Here is a 23,717-nt window from a genome sequence, read left to right as displayed (position 1 = left end):
TCGGCTCGCTTCCCGCACGGTCAGGCCTAGACTTTAGGGCTGAGATTGGCACGAGTGCGGGATATGAAAATGAGACGATTTGGGATTGGACTGCTGGCCGCCAGCGGTATGGCGCTGGCGACGGGGCTACCAGCTTGGGCGGAGGTGGACGTCGAGCCTCTCCCTGCTTGCGACGAAATCGAGCCGCCATATGCCGGAGAAACAGAGGGCGGTGACCTGGTACTCTTTTGTTCCGGAATGCACGCATATGACCCTGTGCGTGTATATGGGGATCGTTGGTATTCTCAGCCCGGCAGCGTCGCGAGGCTCGACGCGGAGGAAGTGTTTGATGCACGAGCAGACCACCCCGCCGAAATCTTGAACAAATTGCCCGGCGTGAACATTCAGATGAATTCCGGGCAGGAGCATCTGGTCGCGATCCGCTCACCCGTCCTGACCGGCGGGGCCGGGCAGGGCAGCTTCCTGATCCTCGAGAATGGCGTGCCGGTGCGGTCACCGGCCTTCGGCAACGTCAACAGCCTGTTCGAGCCACATCATGAAGTGGCGAGCGCGATTGAAGTCGTGCGCGGGCCGGGCAGTGCGAAATACGGCTCGAACGCCGTGCACGGACTGGTCAATGTGATCCTGCCGGAAGTCGGAGGCGGTAGCGAAGCGGTCGGCAGCTACGGCACGCTGGGCCGCTGGCGCAGTGATGTGACACTGGACGAGGGCGAGCATTGGCTGGCGGCGGTGTCGCTACAAAAGGATACAGGCTGGCGCGACAATACGGGCGTGGACCAGCAGAAGCTGACACTGGTCGGAGACTGGATGCTGGGCGACTGGGACACCACGACATGGCTGACCGCGTCAAACCTCAACCAGGAAACGGCGGGCTTTGCGCAGGGACCGGATGCTTACAAGGATGAGGACATTGCCAAATCCAATCCGAACCCGGAAGCCTATCGCGATGCGTGGTCGGCGCGGGCAGGCGCGCGGCTGTCTCGAGACTTCAGTGGCGGCACGCTGACCCTGACGCCTTATGCGCATACCCAGTCGATGATCTTTGCGCAGCACTTCCTGCCGAATGGCGGGGTGGAGAAGAATGGCTCGACCGGCGGCGGTCTGATGGCCCGCTATGAGCGGGAGGTCTCCGACAGCCTCACATGGCGCATTGGCGCGGATGTCGATGTGGCAAGCGGTTGGCTGAAGGAAATCCAGCCCGATCCCTTCGGCTTCTTCCCCGGAGACTCGCGCTTCCCGCAGGGCAAGCATTATGACTACACCGTAGATACGTTGATGGGCGCAGTCTGGGGAGAGCTGGATTTTGCGCTGAGCGAGGATGTGCGTCTGCTGGTGGGCCTGCGCGCGGAAGGCCATGAGTATGACTATTCGACCGATCTGGCCTCCGGCATCAATGGCCGCTTCAATGTGCCCGATGACCGGACAGATTCGTTCGACCTGCTGACGCCGAAGCTGGGCCTGATCTGGTCGGTAAGCGAGGACGTTGATCTCTATGCGAACTATGCGCGGGGCCAGCGCGCCCCGCAGGCCTCTGATCTCTACCGCCTGCAAAGCCTGCAAGTGGCCGGGCAGGTGGAGGAAGAGACGCTCGACAGTGTCGAGATTGGCGCGCGGGGCAACGCGCTGGACGGTCGGCTGGTCTATGATGTTGCGGCCTACTGGATGGAGAAGGACAATTTCTTCTTCCGTGACAGTGATGGGCTGAACGTTCCCGATGGGGCGACCGAGCACAGGGGCGTGGAGGCCTCCACGGCATTTGAACTGACGCCTGCCCTCACTGTATCGGGCTCAGCCAGTTGGTCTGATCAGACTTATGCATTCGACCGGATCACGGGCTCCGGCACCGAGACGATCCGCGACGGCAACGAGATCGACACGGCGCCGGAATGGCTGGCCAATGTCTCGCTGGACTGGCAGGCGACGGACGCGATCAAGCTGTCGCTGAATGTCGATCATGTCGGCGAATATTTTGTCGATCCGGCGAACACGACGACCTACCCCGGACATACTGTGCTGGGCGCGCGGGCCGCGTGGGCCTTCAGCGAAACGGCCGAGCTGTTCCTGATCGTGCGGAATCTGACAGACGAAAAATATGCCGACCGGGCGGATCTCGCCTTTGGCAATGAACGCTACTTCCCCGGCGAACCTCTGAATGCGACGCTGGGCATGAGAAAAACATTCTAGGAGGAAACCGATGAAACTCTATCATAGCCCCAAGGCCCCAAATCCGGACCGGGTCGTCTTTTTCCTGCGCGCGAAAGGCAAGCTGGACGCGGTGGAGCTGGAAGAAGTCTCCATCATGAAACAGGAGCACCGGACGAAGGAATATCGCGAAGTGTCTCCGTTTGCGCAGGTGCCGGCGCTGGTGCTGGATGACGGCACCAAGATCACCGAAAGCCGGGCCATCTGTACCTATTTCGAGAATGTTTTCCCGGAGCCGAACCTCATGGGAACGGACGCGAAAGAAAAGGCCCTGATCGAGATGTGGGATCGCCGGGTCGAACTGATGTTCATGGTGCAGTTCGCGACCTGGTTCCGCAATGCGCATGAGATGATGGCGCCGCTGGAAGTCCCGCAAAGCGCCGAGGCCGCTGCCAAGGGCGAGAAGAACGCGAAACGCATGGCGGAACGGTTCAATGCACATCTCGCCGACCACGAATTCCTCGCGGCCGACCGGTTCTCGATTGCGGACATTACGCTGTTCATTACCTGTGGCTTCTGCCGGGTGATGAAATGGTCCCCGCATAAAGAGCATGAGCATCTCGGCCGCTGGTATGAGGCCATGAAGGCGCGCGGTTTCGCGGGCTAGGAGCGCTGCGTCAGCAACCTTCCACCCAAAGGGGGATGAGTTTGTTGATCTCTGCGTTAAACGCCCAAACGCTGAGAATGTAGGCGGACTCCTTGATCCGTATGATCGGCGCATGCGCTGTCATCAATTCGGCAATGAGTGCGGGGTTCGTCCCTTCCAGGAATATGCCCGTGTCAGCATAATGGCATCGATTGTCCCGGTCTGGTTCACAAAGAGAAGGTTGCATCAGGACGGATTGAAAGCTGTCGGGCAGATTATCGATCGTGTCTTCAGAGCGAAGGCTATCGGTGATGGCGACTTGTGACTCCGCAAGCAACTGCGAACAACTTACATCCGCTTCGTCGATGATTTTCCTGCCTGTCGGAAGGGTGATCGGCTGCCCATTGGAAATGATTAGTTCTCGGGCGACGACCGGGAGAGCGTCATGATCTGAGGAAGTGTGCAAATGGCTTTTCAGCAGGACGGTTTTGCCAATCGCTGCGAACTCAATCTCCACGGCATCCCTTGCCTCGCATGCCTGCGGCTGTGCCATGGCGCTCGGCGCAGCCGATACGAACAAACCGAAAAGGAGAAGCCATTGTCTCATCAATTCGCATTCTTTACCCAGATCATGAGCAAGATATGTCGAAAGTCTGATCAATTTCGCTTATCGGATGAGATCCTCAGGCGTTCTTGATGTTCATGCCGCCATCGACCGGGATATGCACGCCTGTCAGGAAGCTGGCCGCCGGCAGGACAAGCGACAGCGTCATGTTGGCGACCTCTTCCGGAATGCCGTAACGGCGCAAAGGCACGCGGCGCTTGGCGTAGATTTCCTTGTGCTCGTCCTGGATGCCAGCGGTGATACCTGTATGGATCGGGCCGGGGCAGATGGCGTTGACGGTGATGCCTTCACGGCCGAGGTCGACCGCGAGCCCGCGGGTAAGGCCGATAACACCATGCTTGGCAGCGACATAGGGCGAATTACCCGGCGTGGCCCCAAGGCCTTCCGTGGACGCAATATTCACGATGCGGCCGAACCCGGCCTTGCGCATATAGGGCAGCGCGGCTCGGATGGCGCGCTGGTGGGAGGTCAGCATGACATTGATGCTGGCGGCCCACGCCTCTTCATAGCTTTCCTCGGCAACGTCCGCCATCCTTGCGAAGCCGGCATTGTTGATGAGGATTTCGAGCCCGCCGAAATGCGCGGCAGTCTCGTCCACGACGCGCTTGATGGCATCCTTGTCGCCGACATCCAGCGCCCAGCCCTGCACGTTGGAGAATCCTGCGTCGCGGATTTCCTGCACGACAACATCGACATTCTCCTGCTTGAGGTCTGTCACGGCGACGTTCGCGCCCTGACGGGCAAAGAGGTGCGCAGTCGCGCGGCCCATGCCGCTGGCGGCGCCGGTGATGAGGGCGGTCTTGCCTTCGATGGAGCGGGAGAGGTCCTGATAGGGCGGATGGCTCATGAGCGTTTCTTTCGTTTCTTGATCGTGCCGGAGAAATTGAGGACAGGGCGGCCATTGGCCGTGACGATGCCGCGCACAAAGGTGATGGACCGGCCCTTGCGGAGCACGTCTCCGCGCGCCTCGATGAATTCGCCTTCCAGCGCGCCATCCAAGAATTCGGAGGTGAAAGCGACCGTAACACCATACTCGCCCTCCATGCCGTCATGCGCGATGGCAAACAGGGAGAAATCGGCAAAGGCCATCAGGCAGCCGCCATGCATGACGCCGCCGGCATTCATGTGCTTGTGTTCGGCGCGAAAGGCCGCGACCGGGCCCTGGTCGTCAGTCTTGAAATAGAACGGACCGGCGGCGTCGTGTTCGAATGGCTCGTCGGGCCATGTCTGCCATCCGGCAAACTCCCCGGTTTGTAAGGTTTGTGCGGTCATTCCGCCTCCCTGCTGTTTTTCGGGCACGATACCGCACAGTCACCCTTCGACAAGCGTGCCGTTGGGGCATAGATTGCGCGGGAAAGAACATCACCGGAGGAAAAACTATGGCATTCGATGCCGAGATCCGCGCGGCGCTGATTGAACAGGTGCGCCGCTTCGTGACCGAGAAATGCGTGCCGATCGAAGCGCAGGTCGGCGACGAGGACGAAGTTCCGCAGGATGTGGTCGATGAGATGAAGAATCTCGGCCTGTTCGGCATTGCCGTGCCGGAAGAATATGGCGGCCTCGCCCTGGACATGGAGACCGAGGCGCTGGTGGCGATGGAGCTGGGCGAAACCTCTCCGGCCTTCCGCAGTGTCGCTGGCACGAATATCGGCATTGGCAGCCAGGCGCTCGTCCTGTTCGGAACGGATGCGCAGAAGGAAAAATGGCTGCCGGGCATCGCCTCGGGCGATTTGATTGCGAGCTTTGCGCTGACCGAGCCGGAAGCGGGCTCCGATGCGGGCAGCCTGACGACCAAGGCGATCCGCGACGGCGACCATTATGTGCTGAACGGCACCAAGCGCTACATCACCAATGCCAACAAGGCTGACCTCTTCACGGTGATGGCGCGGACCGATGTGGATACGCCGGGCCCGAAGGGCGTGTCCGCCTTTGTCGTGGAGCGCGATACGCCGGGCGTGTCGGTTGGTGTGCCGGAAAAGAAGATGGGCCAGCAGGGCGCGCACATTTGTGACGTGATCTTCGAGGATGCCCGCGTGCCAGCCGGGAACATCATCGGCAAGGAAGGCGAAGGCTTCAAGGTGGCGATGAGCGTGCTCGACAAGGGCCGCCTGCACATCTCTGCCGTGGCGACGGGCGTGTCGAAACGCCTGATCCGCGAGATGGTGAATTACGCGCTGGAGCGGAAGCAATTCGGCACGGCCATCATGAATCACCAGATGATCCAGGCGATGATCGCCGACAGCCAGGCCGAGACCTATGCGGCCGAATGCATGATCATGGACGCGGCGCGCCGGCGCGATGCGGGCGAGGACGTCACCCTGCTTGCATCTTCGACGAAACTGTTCGCCACCGAGGCCTGTGGCCGGGTGGCCGATCGCGCGGTGCAGGTGTTTGGCGGCGCAGGCTATGTGTCCGACTATGGCATTGAGCGGTTCTATCGCGATGTGCGTATCTTCCGCCTGTATGAAGGCACCAGCCAGATTCAGCAGATCATCATTGCGCGCGAATTGGCCAAGGCGGCGAAAGCGGGGAGACTTTAAACCATGTTCGAACACGATCTGACCGACCCGCATGATGTGGGCCTGAATGCAGAACGGCTGGCGGCCATTCCGCAGTACTTCAAGGAAAACTATCTCGACACCGGCAAGCTGCCCTGTGTCGCGACGCTGGTGTCGCGCGGCGGCGAAGTGGCGCTGGAAGACTATTCCGGCACGACGCATCTGGGTGAAGGCGAACCAATCGGTCCGCATACGATCTTCCGGATCTATTCCATGACCAAGCCGGTCACCTCGCTGGCGGCGATGATGCTGTTCGAGGAAGGCCGGTTGCGTCTCGATCATGAGCTCGCGCGCTACATTCCGGAATTCGAAAACGTGCAAGTGTTCGATAGCGGCAATCGCGAGGACTATACGACGCGCGCGCCGGACAGGCCGATCACGCTGCTGGATCTGTTCACGCACACATCCGGGATCACCTATGGCTTCCTGATGCAGGACGAGCCGGACGCGATCTATCGCAAGCACAAGATTTCCACGACGCCGGAAACCCTGCTGGAAATGAGCCAGCGGATTGCTAAACTGCCACTTGCCTTCTCACCCGGCACCCGCTGGGGCTATGGGCACTCGATCGACGTTCTGGGCGCGGTGGTCGAACTTGTGGCCGGCCAGCCTCTGGATGAATTCTTCCGGGAACGTATCTTTGGTCCGTTGGGCATGGTAGACACGGATTTCTGGGTGCCGGAAAACAAGATCGACCGGCTGATGGCCTGCTACAACAAGCATCCGCTGACCGGTGAGGTCACCATGTCCGATGCGGCCGGCAAGGATTCCAAGCTCTACAGCAAGCGGCCCAAACTGTTGAATGCCGGCGGCGGGCTTGCCTCTACCGTACGCGACTATCACCGCTTCTGCCTGATGCTGATGCGCGGAGGCACGCTGGATGGGGCTCGCATCATCAGCCCGAAAACATGGGAGTTCATGCGCCAGAACCATCTGCCGGGTGGCAAGACGATCAAGGAGATGGGCGACAAGACCTTCTCCGAGGCGCGTATGGAAGGCAATGGCTTCGGGCTTGGCGGGTCGGTACTGACCGATACGGTCGCGTCGATGCAGCCGTCCAGCCTGGGCAATTTCAGCTGGGGCGGCCTCGCCTCGACCTTCTTCTGGATCGATCCGGAAGAGGAAATGATTGCCATCCAGGCGACACAGATGATCCCGTCAGGTACCTATCCGATCCGGCCGCAACTGCAGCAACTCGTTTATGCGGCGGTGGACTGGTGAGCGAAGAGAAAGCCAATCCTGTGCGGCAGGCCATCCTGGACCTGACCGCAGCCTGCGGGCCGGGCAAGACGATCAGTGCCGAACAGACCGCCAGGGCGGTAAGTGAGGCGAACTTCCAGCGCGTGCTGAAGGATGTGCGCGCCGAGGCCATCCGCCTGCACAAGGCCGGGACCGTGCTGATCTATCGGAAAGGCAAGCCGGTCGAGGATCCGGACGTGTTCAAGGGTGTCTACCGCCTCGGGCTTCCGGCCTGACGCGGCCTACTCGCCGAAGCGGCGGATTTCGGTCCGGAATCTCCGGCCATTTGCGGTCAGAACGTAGAGCCGGTCATATTCGGTGGCCTCGACAATCGGCGCGCCGGGCTTGCCGCCGAGTTCTTTGACGAGCTGCGGCGTGGTGTTGGAATGGCCGACCACGAGGATGTTTCCGGGCGTCGCGCGGAGCATGTTGGCAAAGGTTTCCAGATTGCTTGCATCGTAGGGCAACACTGTGAGGCCCGTTGCCCTGGCAATCGGTACCGCCGTTTCACGTGTGCGCCGGGTCTCGGTTGAGTAGATCGCCGTGAGACCGGCATCTTTCAGTTCGTTTGCGAGGATCTCTGCGCGGGCGCGGCCTATCAGCGTCAGGGGCGGATTGTCGCCGGTGGCTTTTTCAGCGTGGCGCACGAGATAGATCTGGCGCGCCTCCGGCGGCGGCGATGAGGCGCAGGCGGCGAGTGTGACCGAGGTCAGGAGGGCGAGGACGAAGCGGCGCGTCAGCATCAGGCGGCCACCGGCTTGGCCATCAGATGGTCGAGCGAGAAGGCATCCTTCGTTGGCCCGTTCTTACGCAAGGATTGCAGCTTGTCCCATCCGTCCTGCATCGTGAAGTGCTCCCCGCGTGGCGCCCACCACAAGACAAAGCTCGCCCCGTCGGACCGGTCAAGCTGGTTGGCCAGGCGGCGCATGCCTGCCGGGTGCGTGTGGCCGCCATAGGAGAACTCCCTGAGCGTTTCCACCGACTTCCATCCCGCCATGGTGCAAACGTCTGGCGCCGCCAGTCCATCGGGATAGGGAAAGGCATGCTGCATGCCGTACCAGTCCCCATTGGGACGCCGGATTCCATGCGTGTGCCAGTGGAGTCCTTCAAACGAATCCGCATCCGAAAAGATGCGCGGCAGAATCGCCATGAATACCCGAACGAATTCATTCTCCATATTGAAGGCGCCCAATGGGCGCGCGCAATTGAAGTGAATCAATCGATATTCTGTTGTCATTGAAGTGTCCCCGTCCAATTCCGACAGGGATATGACAAAGCGGTTTCGCAATTGTTAAAAGAGACCAAAACCCTGAAGGGGCTCCCTTCGAATCATTTCCCCTTGAATTCAGCGGGCCTTTTCTGAAGGAACGCGCTGACGCCTTCCTTGAAATCGTCCGTACGCCCCGCAGTGCGCTGGGCCAGCCGTTCGTCATAGATCGCTTCGTCGAAATCGGATTCGCAGGCTTTCCAGATCAGTTCACGGGCAAGCGACAGGGCGATGGTCGGGCCGGTGGCCAGCTTTTCCGCCATTTCCAGGGCGGTCGGCATCAGCTGGTCGTCTTCAACGATGCGGTTGATCATACCCCATTCCATGGCCTTTTCGGCCGGAACCTTGTCACCGAACAGCGCCATTTCCATGGCGCGTACACGGCCGATGGTGCGGGCCAGCAGCCAGGTTGATCCGCCATCCGGCACAAGGCCAATGCGGCGGAATGCCTGCAGGAAATAGGCGTTCTTCGCGCACACGACGATGTCACCAGCCAGGGCCAGCGAACAGCCGACACCGGCGGCAGGTCCGTTGACAGCGGTAATGACCGGGTGCGGATGTTCCCGGATAGCCTGCATCAGCGGATTGTAATGCGTGGTCAGGGCGCGGCCGGCATCGGGCTTGGAGCCTTCATGGCTGAGCTTCACGCTGAGCCCGCCAGGACCGAGATTGGCACCGGAACAGAAGCCACGGCCGGCGCCGGTCAGGATAGTGCAGCGCGCTTCATCGGCGGCAACTTCAAAGGCGTGCAGCAATTCCTGGGCGGTATCGACGCCGCAGGCGTTCAGCGTGGACGGGTCATTGAAGCTGATGATGGCGATATCGCCTTTCAGCTCGTAGGAAATCTTTGTGTAGGCCATGCAATTCGCTCCCGATGGGTGTTTTTTACCACCCTATTGTGTCGTCCGCCCCGCGTGAACGCCTGACCCAACGGAAATGTTTTTTATTTTGTTCAGCGATCAATGCGCGCTACACTTCGGCGAGGAAACGACCCAGAGGAAGAGACACATGGCCCTTGATAGCGCTGCCGGATCCGGCATGAGTTCCATTCTGAGCCGCCAGAAAGCCGCGCATATTCGCGATGGCATTCCATCTGTCGCCAAGCGGATCGAATGGCTGGACAAGTCGATCGACCTGCTGGTCACGCATGGGGATGCCCTGAGCGAAGCGATGCGCGAGGATTTCGGACACCGCTCCGTGGACCAGTCCGCCCTGACCGACATTGCCGGCTCGATTGGCGCACTGAAATTCTCGAAGAAGCATGTTGCCAAATGGATGCGGCCGGAAAAGCGCAAGACCGAATTCCCGCTCGGCCTGCTCGGTTCGCGCGCCGAGCTCCAGTTCCAGCCAAAAGGCGTGATCGGCGTGATCAGCCCGTGGAACTTCCCCGTAAACCTGACTTTCGCGCCGCTTGCAGGCGTCTTTGCCGCCGGCAACCGCGCGATGATCAAGCCATCGGAATTCACCGAGGCGACGTCGGACCTGATGAAGCAGCTGTTTGCTCAGTATTATGACGAGGAAGAAGTCGCGGTCATCACCGGTGGCCCGGATGTTGGCGCCGAATTCTCGAAGCTTGCCTTCGATCACATGATCTTCACGGGCGCCACCTCCATCGCCCACCATGTCATGCGGGCGGCGGCGGACAATCTGGTGCCCCTGACGCTGGAGCTGGGCGGCAAGAGCCCGGTCGTGCTCGGCCGGTCCGCAAATATGGAAAAGGCTGCCAGCCGGATCATGGCGGGCAAGACGCTGAATGCGGGGCAAATCTGCCTGGCGCCGGACTATGCCTTCGTGCCTCAGGAAAAGACGGCGGAATTCGTCAGCGCCGCCACCAAGGCCGTCGAGAAAATGTATCCATCTGGTCTCAAGGATAATGAGGATTACACCTCGGTCGTGAACCAGCGCCATTATGACCGGATCATGAGCTATATCGAGGAGGCCCGCGACAAGGGCGCCGAAGTCCACGAGATCAATCCGACAGGAGAGAATTTCTCCCAGCAACCTCACCACAAGATTCCACCGCACATCATCGTCAATCCAGGCGATGATCTGAAAGTGATGCAGGACGAAATCTTCGGACCGATCCTGCCGATCAAATCCTATGGCGAGACCAAGGATGCCGTGGCTTATATCAATTCGCATGACCGTCCGCTCGGCCTGTACTATTTCGGTGAGGACGCGACCGAGAAGGATTATGTCCTGAACAATACGACGTCCGGCGGTGTGACCGTGAATGACGTGATCTTCCATGTCGCGCAGGAAGACCTGCCTTTTGGCGGCGTCGGCCCCTCCGGCATGGGCAGCTATCATGGCCGCGACGGCTTCATGGAGTTCAGTCACAAGAAAGCCGTGTACACACAAACGGGCAGCGAATTGCTCGCCATGATGCGCCCACCCTATGGCGACAAGTTCCGCGGCCAGGTGAAAGGCCGCATCAAGCGCTAGGCACCAGAGTCAGATACAAGAAAGCCCGCCAGCAATGCTGGCGGGCTTTTTCTTTTGCAGCCTGTTCGGACTAGCGCTTCAGGAAGGCCGGAATATCGTTGCCGAAGCCTTTGACCTTTTCAGGGGCCGGATCGAGAATGGGATCGTCGTCCTTGCGCTTGCGGTCCCGTTCGCGGTCGCGTTTCGGCTTTGCTGCGCGCTCTCGCTTTGGCTTTTCGTTCGGACGGTCGTCCGTTTTGACATCGGATTTCGGCTCAGCCTTTGCCTTGGGCTCTTCAGCCTTGGCTTTAGGTTCGGACTTGGGCTTGGACTCGTCTGGTGTCGCCTCTTCCAGCTTGTCGGTGTTCTCGTCACGCCGACGGCTACGCGAGCGACTGCCGCGTGACTTGTCGTCACGACTTCCCGATCGGGAACGGCCGCGGCTGCGACTTTCGTCCGGTGGCAGGTCTCCGAGTTCCTCGAGCAGGCCCTCGGGCATATAGTCCTCGACATCCTGCTGGATCATTTTGAGGACGAAGCCCCAGGATTTCTCGTCAGACGGCGATACAACCGTGAAGCTTTCGCCCGTGCGTCCGGCGCGGCCGGTCCGCCCGATCCGGTGAACGTAATCCTCGTCTTTGGGCGGCGGCGAATAGTTAAAGACATGCCCGACGTCCGGAATGTCGAGCCCGCGTGCGGCGACATCGGATGCAACGAGCAGCTTCAGGTCGCCGTCACGGAAACGCTGCAGCACCTGGGTGCGGAACGCCTGCGGCAAGTCGCCATGAATGGCGGCAGCGTCGTGGCCATGCTTTTGCAGCGAGGCCGCGACGATATCGACTTCGACCTTCCGGTTACAGAAGACGATGCCGTTTTTCACGTCGCGGGATTCGATCACGCGGCGCAGCGCGGTGCGCTTGGCCTTGGCATCATTGGTCGGAATGTGGACCACGTGCTGTGTGATCGTCTTGGCTGCGTCCGTCGGGCGGGCAACTTCGATCTTGACCGGGTCACGCTGGAAGGTTTTCGCAAGCCTCTGAATGTCGGTCGGGAAGGTTGCCGAGAACAGCAGAGTCTGCCGCTTGGCTGGAATCTTGGAGACGATCTTCTCGATGTCAGGAATGAAGCCCATGTCGAGCATGCGGTCGGCTTCGTCGATGATGAGGTAGTCCACCCCCATCAGCAGCAGCTTGCCACGTTCGAACTGGTCCATCAGGCGTCCGGGAGTCGCGATTAGCACGTCGACGCCGCGCTGGAGCAGGCCTTCCTGTTCCTTGAAGCTGACGCCGCCAATGAGCAGGGCCATGGTGAGTTTCAGGTGCTTGCCATATTTCTCGAAGTTTTCGGCCACCTGCGCGGCCAGTTCGCGCGTCGGGCAGAGGATGAGGCAACGGGGCATGCGGGCCCGAGCCCGTCCGCGCGCCAGGCGGTGGATCATCGGCAGCACGAAAGCCGCCGTCTTTCCGGTGCCGGTCTGGGCAATGCCCGTGACGTCGCCGCCAGCAAGAATATGGGGGATGGCTTCCGCCTGGATCGGCGTGGGCGTTGTATATCCCGCCTCTTCCACAGCCTTAAGTACGTTCGGCCCAAGGCCGAGGTCTGCAAATGTTACGTCAGTCAATTTTATGGTTCCTGGAATGGTTTCTGATTTAACCCGGCGGCCTTGAGAGCCGCAATTTCCCGCGTTCAGCGCCTCAGTGCGCTTTTGGCGGGCCGGGCGAATTCCATGCCCGGAGCGTCGTGTTGCGCTGCACATAAGCCAAATTGTGGATAAATGGAAGGGGCCGTCCCCAGCTTTCGCCCAAGGGCGCGCGGGTCAGACACGATAGCGCTGGACGTCGTCGATCAGATTCTGCAGCACACGCTTGGACCGGCCCCAATCGAAGGCCTGTCCGGGAACGGTAATTGTGCCTGTCAGCAGCGTACCCTCGTCGCGCGATTCCAGCGTGATGATCATATTGCCTTCCCAGGACCAGACCGAAGACGCCATTTTGGAGTTGAGGATGCAGCCATCGCCTGCTTCTGAAATATCGACAATCGGCTGGCTGCGGCTGGCCAGCGAACAAACCACGGCGGCCATGGTCTCGCCGAACGTGTTGCGAAAGCCTTGCGACAGTTCACGATCCGTCTTGAGACCCATCCTGGCATACATCGGGATGGCAATATCCTTCATGGCGGCGAGCGGCAGCCCACCCGCGCCAGCTGCGGCCAAGACCGGTTCGGCGTATTTGAAGAATTGTTCGGCGGTCATGCCCTGCGGCGTGGCACCGGTGACGCGTACCACGCGCGCGCGGACGTCCGGGTGATTGATGATTTCGCCCACATTCATCGAGTTTCGCCAGTCTATGCTGGGGTCAACGATCTGTGGAGGGAGGGATGGCGGTGAGGCGGAGTGCGCGCTGTCTGTAACAGCTGTCCCGCAATTGGCGCAGAAGCGGTGGCCATCTCCCAGCTTCTGTCCGCAATGTGTGCAAAACATGGGAGATCCCCTCGTACATATGACGAGGGGACCTTACCCCAAATCAGGCGCCCGCGTCAGCGAGATTCTGGTTCACGAAATCCCAGTTGATGAGATTGTCGATGAAAGCGTCCATATAGTTTGGACGGCTGTTCTGGTAATCGAGATAGTAGGCGTGTTCCCAGACATCCATGGTCAGGACCGGCGTAGCGTCGATGTCGGTGACCGGCGTTTCCGCGTTCGGAGTCTTGGTGATGTGCAGCTTGCCGCCCTTGTAGACCAGCCAGGCCCAGCCCGAGCCGAACTGACTGCCGCCAGCCGCCTTGAAATCCTTCACGAACTGGTCGTAACCACCCAGATCGCGATCAATCAGGTCGGCCACTTTGCCGTGCGGTTTGTCGCCGCCGCCCGGTTTCATGCAGTGCCAGTAGAAGGTGTGGTTCCAGACCTGGGCCGCATTGTTGAACAGGCCGGCCTTGCCGCTATCAGCTGCGGCTTTCTTGATGATGGATTCGAGCGACTCGTTTTCGAGGTCGGTGCCCTCGATCAGGCCGTTGAGATTCTTGACATAGGCGGCGTGGTGCTTGCCGTGGTGAAAGTTCAAGGTCTCCTCGGAGATGTGCGGCGCCAGGGCGTCGCGTCCATATGGGAGATCAGGGAGGGAAAATGCCATTTTGGGCGTCCTTTCTTGCAGCAAAGTATCTGGTCTAATTACGCGTCTTCCCACATATGGGTTGCATGTCAAACCCGACCAGCCCTCTTTCCAAATCTCAATGGGCCGCGATCGACAAGCGGATTCTTCGCGCAGACGAGGACCGCTGGATTTCCAGCCGCTATGCAAAGGACGATCAACGACAGGCGCTGACGGCCCTTTATGCGCTCGCCTATGAGCTGGCACGGATCAGGCTGGTGGTCTCCGAGGAAGGGCTGGGCCTGATTAGGTTCCAATGGTGGCGAGACGCCATTTCCGAGATCGAAGGGGGCAAGGTGCGTGAGCATGATGTCGCCCGCGCCCTGAAGGAAGAGGTCGAGGCGGGCCGCCTGAAACCCCGCGCCCTGCAGGATCTGATTGATGGTTATCAGGCCGCCTTTGAAGCTCAGGACCGGGCGTTGGAGCCGGAAGGCTGGCTGGCGCTGACGGCGGCGCATGTGCTGACGCCGATGCATGGCTGGGCCGAGGAAATCCGGGACGTTGCGCCCTATTTTGCCGCCGCCCGCCGCTCTGACTCCAAGGCATACGGTCCGATCCTGCCGCCTGCGCCGAAGCCGATCCGGCCAGCCATCGCGCATTTCCGGCTGCGCAAACTCTACACCGAAGGCAAGACGCCGAACGCCATTCAGAAACGGCTCTGCGTGCTTCAGGCGATCCGCAGCGGCAAGGTCTGATCGGAACGCAACTCGTCACGCCGTGACACGTTGGTTCCTCATTCCCGGCCCTCTGCCTGCCCAGTGAAGGAGTGATCCATGTCCGCCAGCAAACCTGTTGCCCGTCTCTACCGGATGAAAACGCCGTCGCATGTCTGTCCGTTCGGACTGAAAAGCCGGGCGCTTCTGAACCGCAAAGGGTATGCGGTCGATGATCATCTTCTGACCAGCCGCGAAGAGGCCGATGCCTTCAAGCGCGAGCATGATGTGAAGACGACGCCTCAGACTTTCATCGATGGAAAGCGGATCGGCGGGTATGATGCCTTAAAGAAATTCTTCGGCCAGCCTGCGAAGGACAAGGACAAGAAGACCTATACGCCGGTCATTGCCATCTTCGCGTCGGCAGCTTTCATGGCTTTGGCTGTCAGCTGGGCCGCCTATGGCAGCCTGCTGACCGTCCGCGCCGCAGAATGGTTCATCGCGATCAGTATGTGCATCCTGGCCATCCAGAAATTGCGGGACCTTGAAAGCTTTTCGAATTCGTTTCTCGGCTATGACCTGCTGGCACGGAAATGGGTCAGGTACGCCTATATCTATCCGTTTGCGGAATTGCTGGCAGGCGTGTTGATGATTGCGGGCGCATTGATCTTCATCGCTGCGCCGGTCGCCCTGTTCATCGGCACGATTGGCGCCGTGTCGGTGTTCCGCGCGGTTTATATTGAAAAGCGGGACCTGAAATGCGCCTGTGTCGGTGGAGACAGCAATGTGCCGCTGGGCTTCGTCTCACTGACCGAAAACCTGATGATGATTGCGATGGCCGTGTGGATGCTGGCCAAGTAAGGCTCAGGTGCCGCGCGTATCGCCATACAGGTGTATGTGCAGGCGGTCGGTAAAATTGTAGCCGGCTTCAAGACACGCCTCGGCAAGCCAGGGCTCTCGCGCGCGAAGTTCGGCTGGCGTCCGGCCCTCGGGCATCAGCCATACACGGCTGGCTGGCATACCAGCCTCGGCAACGAGCGCGTGAACTTCCTCGAGGTCTGAAGGACTGGCCACGACAATCTTGAAGTTCGCGCGCGGGTCGCTGGCATAAAAGTCGAGCACTTCGGGCCTCAGCCGGATCGAGGCCGCATTGCCGGAATGGGCAAGCTTCGGGGAGACGTTAAATTGATCGATCAGCTGTGCGGCGAGGCCGATGGGCTTGATCGTGCCATTGGTCTCGATCTCGATATAGAAGTCTGGGTCGAATCCCTTGAGGCGCTGGATCAGTTCGCCGAGGTCTCGCTGTTGCAACAGCGGCTCGCCGCCCGTGAAGATGATGCGGCGGCAAGGCTGGCTGATCAGTCTCTCGGCCAGCGTCTCCACAGATACATCGACGGTCTCTGCAGCGCGGTCGAATTTCTTCGGGGCGCCCGGCAGGTCATCGCGATGGGAAAACTCCGTTCCCTGAAAATTCCATGTATAGGCCGTATCACACCAGACGCAGTGCAGGTTACACTGGGAAAAGCGCACAAACACGCTCGGCTTGCCGGCCGAGACGCCCTCACCCTGCAGCGAATGGAAGATCTCGGGCACGCCGGGCTCTGTGACGGCGAGGCGCATGTCTATTCCGCCGGGACCAGGCTGGTGGCCGACAACCAGGAATCAAAGTCTTCCAATGCCCGTACAGCCTGCGCACGCTTCTTCGCGCGGCCCTTGTCCTTGCCACGCAGGCGCTTGCCGTCGGGCCCGTGCTTCGGGAAATCGGCAATGTCCGGGAACAGGCCGAAATTGACGTTCATCGGTTGGAAAGTTGCCTTGCCTTCGAGATGGCCGCCGGTGATGTGGCGGATCAGCGAGCCGAGCGCGGTCGTCTCCGGCGGCGGCGCCAAGGGCTGGCCCAGACGCTCTGCTGCGGCGAAGCGACCGGCGAGCAAGCCCATGCCCGCGCTTTCGACATAGCCTTCGACGCCCGTGACCTGACCGGCAAAGCGCAGGCGCGGCAGGCTCTTCAGGCGCAGCTGCTCGTCGAGCAGTTTGGGTGAGTTCAGGAAGGTGTTGCGATGGATGCCGCCAAGGCGTGCAAACTCTGCCTTTTCAAGGCCGGGGATCATGCGGAAGATATCGGTCTGCGCGCCATATTTCAGCTTGGTCTGGAAGCCGACCATGTTCCAGAGCGTGCCGTGGGCATTGTCCTGGCGCAGTTGGACGATGGCATGCGCCTTGATGTCCGGCTGATGGGGGTTGGTCAGGCCGACCGGCTTCATGGGGCCGAAGCGCAGCGTCTCGCGCCCGCGTTCCGCCATAACTTCGATGGGCAGGCAGCCTTCAAAGTAAGGCGTGTTCTTTTCCCATTCCTTGAACTCGGTTTTCTCGCCCGAGATCAGCGCGTCGATGAAGGCGTTGTACTGGTCTTCATCGAGCGGACAGTTGATGTAGGCCGCCGTGTCGCCGCCGGGGCCGGGCTTGTCATAGCGGCTCTGGCGCCAGGCCTTGGTCATGTCGACGGAGTCGAAATAGACGATCGGCGCAATGGCATCGAAGAAAGCGAGATCATCCTCGCCGGTATGGGCGTGGATCGCTTCTGCGAGCTTTAGCGAGGTGAGCGGTCCGGTGGCCACGATCACGCTGTCCCAGTCTTCGGGCGGGATACCGTCGATTTCCTCGCGGACGATGGTGACGTTCGGGTGGGCTTCCAGCTTGGCGGTAACCGCCTCGGCAAAGCCTTCACGGTCCACGGCCAGCGCGCTGCCGGCGGGTACCTGGTGCTCGGCCGCCGTATGCATGATCAGCCCGTTCGCGCGGCGCATTTCCTCATGCAGCACGCCGACCGCGTTCGACACATGGTCATCCGAGCGGAACGAGTTGGAACAGACCAGTTCGGCCAGCTTGTCGGTCTGGTGGGCATCGGTGCCTTTGACGCCGCGCATTTCGTGCAGGATGACGGGCACGCCTGCATTGGCGGCCTGCCATGCGGCCTCGGATCCGGCCATGCCGCCGCCGATGATATGAATAGGTTTGATGCTCATGCGGCGGATGTGCGGGGCAAGGGCGGCGTCGTCAAGGTGGCGTTTGCCGTGATTCCCCGTGGCGAGGCCGCGACCGGGCGTGTAAGGAGTCGGATATGACTCGCAAGCTTTCTATTCCTGACCTCGTAGCAGAGGCATGGTCGTTGGCCCTGGGGGCCGCGCGGCCGAGCCTGGTTCTCATGCTCGCTCTTATTGTTGCAGGCGGCATCTACACCTTTGCGGTAGGGCCCGGATCTGCAATCGGGGATGCAGCGCCCGCGATTGCGGCGCTCGTCGTGTTTGTCGTCGGGATCGAATTCTCGCTCGTGGTCTACCGCGCCATGCTGGAGACGCGCACAGGGGATCGCCTGCGCCTCGCCCATGCGAATCTGGCGATTTATGTCGCCTTCCTGTTTGTGGGTGCTTTCGTCGGCTTCTTCCTGTTGATCCTCCCCGGAATCCTGCTCAAGGCGTCGGGCCGGGTTGAAATCGATGCAGAAACGCCGCCGGACGTGGTTCAGGCGGCTTTGATCGACATGTTGCCTACAGCTTATGGCGCTGTCCTGATCCTCGCCTGTGTGGCCGGGGCTGCGGTTCTATTCTACATGGCGCTGCGTCTGTTGCTGATCGGTGCGGCGACCGTCGCCACAGGCCAGACCCTGGTGTTCCGCACCTGGTCCTGGACGAAGGGACACGCCCTGCGGCTCGGCCTCGGCGCGCTGGTGACGCACATACTGCCGTTTGCCGTGGCCGTGCTGGTCAATTGGGGTTTGCGGAATGTCTGGGGCGACAGCGCCCTTGGCGCCTTCCTGTCAGGCGCCGTCGGCATGGCCCTGCTGGTGCCCTTCCTGCTGGGCGGACATGGCCTTGCGGTGGCCGCCCTGCATCGGCTGCATCCGGAGACGGCTACCACCGAGTGATTGCGCCTGTCACATAAATCGCCCTATCCTGACGCCTGATCAGCAGTTCAGGGGGGCTCTGCCAGATGCCAAGCCGGTTTTCGTTTGATGGCGCGCTGATGTTCGCATTTCGCGCGGCATATGCGCGAAGCTTCCTCTGGATGTTTCCGCTCGCGTTTGCGGGCGCGTTCACGGCTTTCAGCCTGGCGATCCTGATTTTTGCCAAGGATGATTTTGTGCAGGTGTTCCAGTCCATCGAGATGCTGGAACAGGCCTCGGTCGGACAGGATGATCCTCAAGCCGTATTCGCCGCGATTCTCGGCGCCATGCAGCCGCTGGTCGGGTGGGCGATCTTTGGCACGTTGGGCAGCTGGATCATCTGGGCCATGTTCGAGGCCGCCTCGCAGCGGCGCTATGTGCGTGACGAGCGTTTTTCCCTTGGGTTCGGTGGGGATGAAGTACGAATCATGGCGGTCGGGTTCTGTTGGGCGGTCATGCAGACCCTTTTCACCATTGTGCCATTCATCATGATTTTCAGTTCAATCTTCGGCGCGGTGGGCATGGTTGAAGCAGGCGCTTCAGAGAATGAAATCGCGAGGCGCGTCATCGGGCCGATCCTTGGTGCGTTCGGGCTGGGGTTTGTCCTGTTCCTGATCTATGTCTTCTTCGCGACCCGTCTTGCTCCATGCTTTGCTTTGACCATCAAGGACCGGGAGTTCCGATTCCTCGATGCCTGGAATGTGTCGCGTGGGCGGTTCTGGCCAATCCTCGGGGCGTATCTCATCCTCACCATCGTGGGCGGAATTGTTGTCAGCATCGCCGACCAACTGCTCCAGCTTCCGATGATGTTCACGGCGGCGCCCGCCCTTGAGAATGCTCAGACGGGTGAAGACATAGTTGCGGCCTTTATGAGCGGCGGGGTGATCGTTGCGTTGGCGATCTACATGATCGCGCGCCTGTTCCTGTCGGGTCTGCTCATGCATGTCGCCGGCGCACCAGCCGCGTTCGCCGCACGGCATGATCCGCGCGGCAGTGTGGACGATACCTATCGCGTGGATACGTTCAGTTAGAGGGAGGGCATCTGATGAACACTCTGGAATTTTCAGTCGGGAATGCGATGGGGCATTTCAACAAGACGGGGGGACCGAAAGGGTTTCTCTGGAAGTTTGCGCTGGCCTATGCGCTGTGCGCAATCGTGGTCCAGGGGCTCAGCATGTACCTGATGACCCCGATCTATGCGGCCGCCTTTAATCCGCTCGTCATGGAAGACCCGGATCTGATGGATCAGGTCATGCTGGAAAACATGGGCCGGGTTGCGATCGGGTATCTGGTCGCCTTTGTGGCCGGAATTCTGCTCTGGATGATGTTTGAAGCATCAAGCCAGCGTCGCTATATGCGGGCCGAAGGCTTCAGCCTGAAACTGGGCGCAGATGAAGGCCGGCTGCTGGTTGTCGGTCTGTTCTGGATCGGCCTGATACTTGCCCTCTATATCGCGATGTTCCTTCTGATGCTTATCCCGATCTCTCTGGGACTGGCCCTGGGAAGCGACGGGGCTGTGATCACGGCGCTGGTGACATTCGTGATATTTGTTGCCTATATCGTCCTGGCGATCTGGATCATGGTGCGCTTCTCACCGGCGGCCGCCCTTACGATCCGCGACCGCAAGATCCAGTTTGGCAGCGCGTGGCGCGTGACCAAGGGCAAAGTGTGGACCCTGATCGGCAGTTGGCTCGTGCTGGGCCTGATCATGATGGTCGTCATGATGGTGCTCTATATGGTGTTCGCCGTGACAGCGGTCATGTCGCTGATGCCGGTGATGCAAAGCGGCTCGGATGATCCTGCTGAGGTCATCGCTGCCTTCGCCACGCCGGGCTTTATCATTCCAGCCATCATCTTCGGCTTGGTCTATGTCGGACTGGCGGGTGCGATGATGCACGTGTTCGGTGGCCCCGCAGCCTTGGCTGCGAAGACCGACCCGAACTGGACGGATACAGACGCGATCAACGAAACCTTCGTCTAGCGCGGCAATCGCCTATTTGGCAGGGCTCGGCGAACGGGATTTCCGCTTTGCCGGGCTCTTGGCGTTTGGCGTTGTCTTGGTCGTAGCTTTTGCGCGCGCTTTGGTTTTCGGTTTTGCTACAGCTTTCGGTTTCGCGGGGGCCTTGGCCGCGGCCTTCTTTGGTTTGGCGGCGGGCTTTGCCTTGCTCGTGCTCTCAGCTCGCAGGCGCTTGTTGCGTGCGGCGCGGCGCTCATCCTGACGGCGGAAGGTCTCGGCGAGGTGCTTGCCGGTCCAGCTGTCCTCACACGCGGCAATGTCTTCCGGCGTACCGAAAGCGACCAGTTCTCCGCCGCCATCGCCGCCTTCGGGGCCGAGGTCCAGCACCCAGTCCGCCGTCTTCACGACATCCAGATTGTGCTCGATCACGACGACCGTGTTGCCGGTATCGACAAGCGAGTGGAGCACTTCGAGCAGCTTGCGGACATCCTCGAAATGCAGGCCGGTGGTTGGCTCGTCGAGAATGTAAAGCGTCTTGCCGGTTGCGCGCTTGGAGAGTTCCTTGGCGAGCTTGACGCGCTGGGCCTCACCACCTGACAAGGTCGTGGCTTGCTGGCCGACCTTCACGTATCCAAGGCCAACTTCGTTCAGCGTGTCGAGCTTGGTCGCAATGGCGGGGACAGCGGAGAAGAATTTCGCCGCATCTTCGACCGTCATGTCCAGCACATCCGCGATGGACTTGCCTTTGAACAGGACTTCCAGCGTTTCGCGATTGTAGCGTTTGCCCTTGCAGGTTTCGCAGGTGACATAGACGTCCGGCAGGAAGTGCATCTCGATCTTGATGACACCATCGCCCTGACAGGCTTCGCAGCGGCCGCCCTTCACATTGAAGCTGAACCGGCCGGGCGCATAGCCACGCGCCTTGGCTTCCGGCAGGCCGGCGAACCAGTCGCGGATCGGGCCGAAGGCGCCGGTATAGGTGGCCGGGTTCGAGCGCGGCGTGCGGCCGATCGGGCTCTGGTCGATGTCGATGACCTTGTCGAGATGCTGCAGGCCTTCGAGGCTTTGGTAAGGCTGCGGCGGACTGGACGCGCCGTTCAGCTTGCGGGCCAGCGCCTTGTAGAGCGTCTCGATGATCAGCGTGGACTTGCCGCCGCCGGAGACGCCCGTGATGCAGGTGAAGCTGCCCAGAGGGATCGTGGCGTCGACATTCTTCAGATTGTTGCCGGTTGCGCCCTTCAGCGTCACCTTGCGCTTGGCCTTCTCGACCGGGCGGCGCGGCGGGATCGGGATTTCCTTGGTGCCGTTCAGATAGTCGGCCGTCAGGCTTTTCGGGTTGGCCATCACTTCGTCTGGCGTACCCTCGGCGATGATCTGGCCGCCATGCACGCCCGCAGCCGGGCCCATGTCGATGACATGGTCGGCGGTGAGGATTGCGTCCTCGTCATGCTCCACGACGATCACGGAGTTACCGAGGTCGCGCAGGCGTTTCAGGGTTTCCAGCAGGCGGTCATTGTCGCGCTGGTGCAGGCCGATGCTCGGCTCGTCGAGCACGTAGAGCACGCCGGTCAGGCCGGAGCCGATCTGGCTGGCGAGCCGGATGCGCTGGCTCTCCCCGCCGGACAGCGTGCCCGAGGCGCGGCTGAGCGTCAGATATTCGAGACCGACATCATTGAGGAAGTCGAGCCGGTCATTGATTTCCTTCAGGATGCGTCCGGCAATCTCGTTCTGCTGCTTGGTCAGCGATGTGTGGACCTTGCCGAACCATGTGTGGGCATCCTTGATCGAGAAAACCGAGGCATCCGAAATATCGAGGCTGTTGATCTTCACCGCCAGCGCTTCGGGTTTCAGACGCTTGCCGCCGCAGGCCGGGCAGGGCGCGGCCGCCTGGAATTTCGCGATCTCGTCGCGCACCCACTGGCTGTCGGTTTCACGGTAGCGGCGCTCAAGGTTCGGAATGACGCCCTCGAACGTCTTCTTCACCTCATAGCGGCGCATGCCGTCGTCATAGACGAAATTGATTTCTTCCTCGCCCGTGCCGAACAGGATCATCTGGTGGATGTCCTCCGGCAGTTTGTTCCAAGGCTTCTTGAGGTCAAACCGGTAATGCGCGGACAAGGCCTGCAGGGTCTGTGTCTGATAGGGGGAGGTTGACTTGGCCCAGGGCGCGATCGCGCCATTCAGCAGGTCAAGATCCTTGTCCGGAACAACCAGGCCGGCATCCACTTTCAGCTGTTCGCCAAGACCGTCACAGGTCGGGCAGGCGCCAAACGGATTGTTGAACGAGAACAGGCGCGGCTCGATCTCGGGAATGGTGAAGCCGGAGACCGGACAGGCGAAATTGGCGCTGTAAGTGATGCGCTTCGGCTCGGTCTCGCCGTCTTCCAGATCAGCATATTCGCCGATGGCAATGCCATTGGCGAGGCCGATGGCCGTTTCGAAACTTTCGGCGAGGCGCTGTTCCATGCCTTCGCGCACGACAATCCGGTCAACCACGACGTCGATGTCATGCTTGAATTTCTTGTCCAGCTTGGGCGGGTTTTCCAATTCGTGGAACTCACCATCCACTTTCACGCGCTGATAGCCATTCTTCAGCAGCTCGGCGAATTCCTTGCGATACTCCCCTTTCCGTCCACGGACGATGGGCGCCAGCAGGTAGAGGCGCGTGCCTTCCGGCAGATCCATGGTGCGGTCGACCATCTGGCTGACGGTCTGGCTTTCGATGGGCAGGCCCGTGGCCGGCGAATAAGGAATGCCGACGCGTGCCCAGAGTAGGCGCATATAGTCATAAATCTCGGTGACCGTGCCGACGGTCGAGCGCGGATTGCGGCTGGTCGTCTTCTGCTCGATCGAGATCGCGGGCGAGAGGCCTTCGATGCTCTCGACATCCGGCTTCTGCATCAGCTCCAGGAACTGGCGCGCATAGGCCGACAGGCTTTCGACATAGCGGCGCTGGCCCTCGGCATAGATCGTGTCGAAGGCGAGCGAGGATTTCCCCGAACCCGACAGGCCGGTCATCACGACCAGCTCGCCGCGGGGGATATCCACGTCGACATTCTTGAGATTGTGTTCCTTGGCGCCGCGCACGCGGATGAAGGGAGACTCGGCCATTCT

General features: G+C 60.6%; 23 protein-coding genes and 1 pseudogene. 11 read left to right on the top strand and 13 right to left on the bottom strand.

Features of this window, described 5'->3' with window-relative positions; translation table 11 throughout:
* Positions 1-69: 69 nt before the first annotated feature.
* Both V7660_RS09535 and V7660_RS09530 read left to right on the top strand, forming a co-directional pair.
* On the top strand, positions 70-2,184 hold the full coding sequence (locus tag V7660_RS09535) for a TonB-dependent receptor (RefSeq protein WP_335602854.1): 2,115 nt from the start codon (positions 70-72) through the stop codon (positions 2,182-2,184).
* Between the two features lie 10 nt (positions 2,185-2,194).
* Positions 2,195-2,809, top strand: a complete 615-nt coding sequence (locus tag V7660_RS09530; RefSeq protein WP_335602853.1) for a glutathione S-transferase family protein — start codon at positions 2,195-2,197, stop codon at positions 2,807-2,809.
* Between the two features lie 10 nt (positions 2,810-2,819).
* Here V7660_RS09530 and V7660_RS09525 read toward each other — a convergent pair whose 3' ends face one another.
* From V7660_RS09525 to V7660_RS09515, 3 genes are all read right to left on the bottom strand, one after another.
* The gene (locus V7660_RS09525; RefSeq protein ID WP_335602852.1) at positions 2,820-3,395 is read right to left on the bottom strand and encodes a hypothetical protein; all 576 of its coding nucleotides are present in this window, start codon (positions 3,393-3,395) and stop codon (positions 2,820-2,822) included.
* Positions 3,396-3,471: 76 nt separating this feature from the next.
* Positions 3,472-4,260 carry an SDR family NAD(P)-dependent oxidoreductase gene (locus tag V7660_RS09520; RefSeq protein ID WP_335602851.1) on the bottom strand — a complete coding sequence of 263 codons (789 nt, stop codon included), beginning with the start codon at positions 4,258-4,260 and terminating at the stop codon, positions 3,472-3,474.
* On the bottom strand, positions 4,257-4,685 hold the full coding sequence (locus V7660_RS09515) for a PaaI family thioesterase (protein ID WP_335602850.1): 429 nt from the start codon (positions 4,683-4,685) through the stop codon (positions 4,257-4,259). Before V7660_RS09515 ends, V7660_RS09520 begins: the two co-directional genes overlap by 4 nt.
* Positions 4,686-4,792: 107 nt before the next feature.
* On the opposite strand from V7660_RS09515, the gene V7660_RS09510 reads away from it, so the two are divergent.
* The 3 genes from V7660_RS09510 to V7660_RS09500 are packed head-to-tail and all read left to right on the top strand — an operon-like array spanning position 4,793 to position 7,446.
* On the top strand, positions 4,793-5,953 hold the full coding sequence (locus V7660_RS09510; RefSeq protein ID WP_335602849.1) for an acyl-CoA dehydrogenase family protein: 1,161 nt from the start codon (positions 4,793-4,795) through the stop codon (positions 5,951-5,953).
* Positions 5,954-5,956: 3 nt separating this feature from the next.
* Positions 5,957-7,192 carry a serine hydrolase domain-containing protein gene (locus tag V7660_RS09505; RefSeq protein WP_335602848.1) on the top strand — a complete coding sequence of 412 codons (1,236 nt, stop codon included), beginning with the start codon at positions 5,957-5,959 and terminating at the stop codon, positions 7,190-7,192.
* A complete protein-coding gene (locus V7660_RS09500; RefSeq protein ID WP_335602847.1) occupies positions 7,189-7,446 on the top strand; it encodes a DUF3253 domain-containing protein in 258 nt (85 codons plus the stop codon). Before V7660_RS09505 ends, V7660_RS09500 begins: the two co-directional genes overlap by 4 nt.
* A 6-nt stretch (positions 7,447-7,452) precedes the next feature.
* Here the strand turns inward: V7660_RS09500 and V7660_RS09495 are convergent, their stop codons facing one another.
* The 3 genes from V7660_RS09495 to V7660_RS09485 all read right to left on the bottom strand — a co-directional run bounded on the left by V7660_RS09495 (position 7,453) and on the right by V7660_RS09485 (position 9,337).
* Positions 7,453-7,953: a SixA phosphatase family protein gene (locus V7660_RS09495; protein WP_335602846.1), complete on the bottom strand. Its 501-nt coding sequence runs from the start codon at positions 7,951-7,953 to the stop codon at positions 7,453-7,455.
* Positions 7,953-8,447 carry a DUF3291 domain-containing protein gene (locus tag V7660_RS09490; protein WP_335602845.1) on the bottom strand — a complete coding sequence of 165 codons (495 nt, stop codon included), beginning with the start codon at positions 8,445-8,447 and terminating at the stop codon, positions 7,953-7,955. Before V7660_RS09490 ends, V7660_RS09495 begins: the two co-directional genes overlap by 1 nt.
* A gap of 92 nt (positions 8,448-8,539) precedes the next feature.
* Positions 8,540-9,337 carry an enoyl-CoA hydratase/isomerase gene (locus V7660_RS09485; protein WP_335602844.1) on the bottom strand — a complete coding sequence of 266 codons (798 nt, stop codon included), beginning with the start codon at positions 9,335-9,337 and terminating at the stop codon, positions 8,540-8,542.
* Positions 9,338-9,485: 148 nt separating this feature from the next.
* On the opposite strand from V7660_RS09485, the gene V7660_RS09480 reads away from it, so the two are divergent.
* Positions 9,486-10,922, top strand: coding sequence for a coniferyl aldehyde dehydrogenase (locus V7660_RS09480; RefSeq protein WP_335602843.1), 1,437 nt, complete (start codon positions 9,486-9,488; stop codon positions 10,920-10,922).
* Between the two features lie 70 nt (positions 10,923-10,992).
* On the opposite strand, the gene V7660_RS09475 is transcribed toward V7660_RS09480, so the two are convergent.
* The 4 genes and pseudogenes from V7660_RS09475 to V7660_RS09465 all read right to left on the bottom strand — a co-directional run bounded on the left by V7660_RS09475 (position 10,993) and on the right by V7660_RS09465 (position 14,032).
* Entirely contained in the window at positions 10,993-12,522 is a 1,530-nt protein-coding gene (locus tag V7660_RS09475) for a DEAD/DEAH box helicase (RefSeq protein WP_335602842.1), read from the bottom strand.
* Between the two features lie 195 nt (positions 12,523-12,717).
* Positions 12,718-13,230, bottom strand: coding sequence for a hypothetical protein (locus V7660_RS09470; RefSeq protein WP_335602841.1), 513 nt, complete (start codon positions 13,228-13,230; stop codon positions 12,718-12,720).
* An 87-nt stretch (positions 13,231-13,317) separates the two neighbouring features.
* A pseudogene (locus tag V7660_RS17255) lies at positions 13,318-13,380 on the bottom strand (zinc-ribbon domain-containing protein); the annotation flags it as partial.
* 43 nt (positions 13,381-13,423) lie between these two features.
* Complete coding sequence (locus tag V7660_RS09465; RefSeq protein ID WP_335602840.1) at positions 13,424-14,032, bottom strand: superoxide dismutase; 609 nt, start codon at positions 14,030-14,032, stop codon at positions 13,424-13,426.
* Positions 14,033-14,097: 65 nt separating this feature from the next.
* Here V7660_RS09465 and V7660_RS09460 point away from each other — a divergent pair, with 65 nt between their 5' ends.
* Together V7660_RS09460 and V7660_RS09455 are read left to right on the top strand one after the other, a co-directional pair.
* Positions 14,098-14,745: a squalene/phytoene synthase family protein gene (locus tag V7660_RS09460; RefSeq protein WP_335602839.1), complete on the top strand. Its 648-nt coding sequence runs from the start codon at positions 14,098-14,100 to the stop codon at positions 14,743-14,745.
* Between the two features lie 78 nt (positions 14,746-14,823).
* Positions 14,824-15,564, top strand: a complete 741-nt coding sequence (locus V7660_RS09455; RefSeq protein WP_335602838.1) for a glutaredoxin family protein — start codon at positions 14,824-14,826, stop codon at positions 15,562-15,564.
* 3 nt (positions 15,565-15,567) lie between these two features.
* On the opposite strand, the gene V7660_RS09450 is transcribed toward V7660_RS09455, so the two are convergent.
* Both V7660_RS09450 and trmFO read right to left on the bottom strand, forming a co-directional pair.
* Positions 15,568-16,323 (bottom strand): 7-carboxy-7-deazaguanine synthase QueE, encoded by a 756-nt coding sequence (locus V7660_RS09450; RefSeq protein WP_335602837.1) that lies wholly within the window; start codon positions 16,321-16,323, stop codon positions 15,568-15,570.
* Positions 16,324-16,325: 2 nt separating this feature from the next.
* Positions 16,326-17,729, bottom strand: a complete 1,404-nt coding sequence (gene trmFO, locus V7660_RS09445) for a methylenetetrahydrofolate--tRNA-(uracil(54)-C(5))-methyltransferase (FADH(2)-oxidizing) TrmFO (protein WP_335602836.1) — start codon at positions 17,727-17,729, stop codon at positions 16,326-16,328.
* Positions 17,730-17,824: 95 nt separating this feature from the next.
* On the opposite strand from trmFO, the gene V7660_RS09440 reads away from it, so the two are divergent.
* From V7660_RS09440 to V7660_RS09430, 3 genes are all read left to right on the top strand, one after another.
* The gene (locus V7660_RS09440) at positions 17,825-18,628 is read left to right on the top strand and encodes a hypothetical protein (protein WP_335602834.1); all 804 of its coding nucleotides are present in this window, start codon (positions 17,825-17,827) and stop codon (positions 18,626-18,628) included.
* Positions 18,629-18,693: 65 nt separating this feature from the next.
* Positions 18,694-19,677, top strand: a complete 984-nt coding sequence (locus tag V7660_RS09435) for a hypothetical protein (protein ID WP_335602833.1) — start codon at positions 18,694-18,696, stop codon at positions 19,675-19,677.
* A gap of 14 nt (positions 19,678-19,691) precedes the next feature.
* On the top strand, positions 19,692-20,627 hold the full coding sequence (locus V7660_RS09430) for a hypothetical protein (protein ID WP_335602831.1): 936 nt from the start codon (positions 19,692-19,694) through the stop codon (positions 20,625-20,627).
* Positions 20,628-20,639: 12 nt separating this feature from the next.
* Here the strand turns inward: V7660_RS09430 and uvrA are convergent, their stop codons facing one another.
* A complete protein-coding gene (gene uvrA / locus V7660_RS09425) occupies positions 20,640-23,714 on the bottom strand; it encodes an excinuclease ABC subunit UvrA (protein WP_335602830.1) in 3,075 nt (1,024 codons plus the stop codon).
* Positions 23,715-23,717: the final 3 nt, after the last annotated feature.

Origin of the sequence: Hyphomonas sp. (genome assembly GCF_036964145.1) — a bacterium.
Lineage (GTDB): Bacteria > Pseudomonadota > Alphaproteobacteria > Caulobacterales > Hyphomonadaceae > Hyphomonas.
The sequence above is the reverse complement of the archived record's forward strand: the minus strand, read 5'-3'. Positions and strand labels throughout refer to the sequence as shown.

Coding starts and splice junctions, on each gene's coding strand:
- V7660_RS09535 (WP_335602854.1), top strand. CDS start 70: ATGAGACGATTTGGGATTGGACTGCTGGCCGCCAGCGGTATGGCGCTG.
- V7660_RS09530 (WP_335602853.1), top strand. CDS start 2,195: ATGAAACTCTATCATAGCCCCAAGGCCCCAAATCCGGACCGGGTCGTC.
- V7660_RS09525 (WP_335602852.1), bottom strand. CDS start 3,395: ATGAGACAATGGCTTCTCCTTTTCGGTTTGTTCGTATCGGCTGCGCCG.
- V7660_RS09520 (WP_335602851.1), bottom strand. CDS start 4,260: ATGAGCCATCCGCCCTATCAGGACCTCTCCCGCTCCATCGAAGGCAAG.
- V7660_RS09515 (WP_335602850.1), bottom strand. CDS start 4,685: ATGACCGCACAAACCTTACAAACCGGGGAGTTTGCCGGATGGCAGACA.
- V7660_RS09510 (WP_335602849.1), top strand. CDS start 4,793: ATGGCATTCGATGCCGAGATCCGCGCGGCGCTGATTGAACAGGTGCGC.
- V7660_RS09505 (WP_335602848.1), top strand. CDS start 5,957: ATGTTCGAACACGATCTGACCGACCCGCATGATGTGGGCCTGAATGCA.
- V7660_RS09495 (WP_335602846.1), bottom strand. CDS start 7,953: ATGCTGACGCGCCGCTTCGTCCTCGCCCTCCTGACCTCGGTCACACTC.
- V7660_RS09490 (WP_335602845.1), bottom strand. CDS start 8,447: ATGACAACAGAATATCGATTGATTCACTTCAATTGCGCGCGCCCATTG.
- V7660_RS09485 (WP_335602844.1), bottom strand. CDS start 9,337: ATGGCCTACACAAAGATTTCCTACGAGCTGAAAGGCGATATCGCCATC.
- V7660_RS09480 (WP_335602843.1), top strand. CDS start 9,486: ATGGCCCTTGATAGCGCTGCCGGATCCGGCATGAGTTCCATTCTGAGC.
- V7660_RS09470 (WP_335602841.1), bottom strand. CDS start 13,230: ATGAATGTGGGCGAAATCATCAATCACCCGGACGTCCGCGCGCGCGTG.
- V7660_RS09465 (WP_335602840.1), bottom strand. CDS start 14,032: ATGGCATTTTCCCTCCCTGATCTCCCATATGGACGCGACGCCCTGGCG.
- V7660_RS09460 (WP_335602839.1), top strand. CDS start 14,098: ATGTCAAACCCGACCAGCCCTCTTTCCAAATCTCAATGGGCCGCGATC.
- V7660_RS09455 (WP_335602838.1), top strand. CDS start 14,824: ATGTCCGCCAGCAAACCTGTTGCCCGTCTCTACCGGATGAAAACGCCG.
- V7660_RS09450 (WP_335602837.1), bottom strand. CDS start 16,323: ATGCGCCTCGCCGTCACAGAGCCCGGCGTGCCCGAGATCTTCCATTCG.
- trmFO (WP_335602836.1), bottom strand. CDS start 17,729: ATGAGCATCAAACCTATTCATATCATCGGCGGCGGCATGGCCGGATCC.
- V7660_RS09440 (WP_335602834.1), top strand. CDS start 17,825: ATGACTCGCAAGCTTTCTATTCCTGACCTCGTAGCAGAGGCATGGTCG.
- V7660_RS09435 (WP_335602833.1), top strand. CDS start 18,694: ATGCCAAGCCGGTTTTCGTTTGATGGCGCGCTGATGTTCGCATTTCGC.
- V7660_RS09430 (WP_335602831.1), top strand. CDS start 19,692: ATGAACACTCTGGAATTTTCAGTCGGGAATGCGATGGGGCATTTCAAC.
- uvrA (WP_335602830.1), bottom strand. CDS start 23,714: ATGGCCGAGTCTCCCTTCATCCGCGTGCGCGGCGCCAAGGAACACAAT.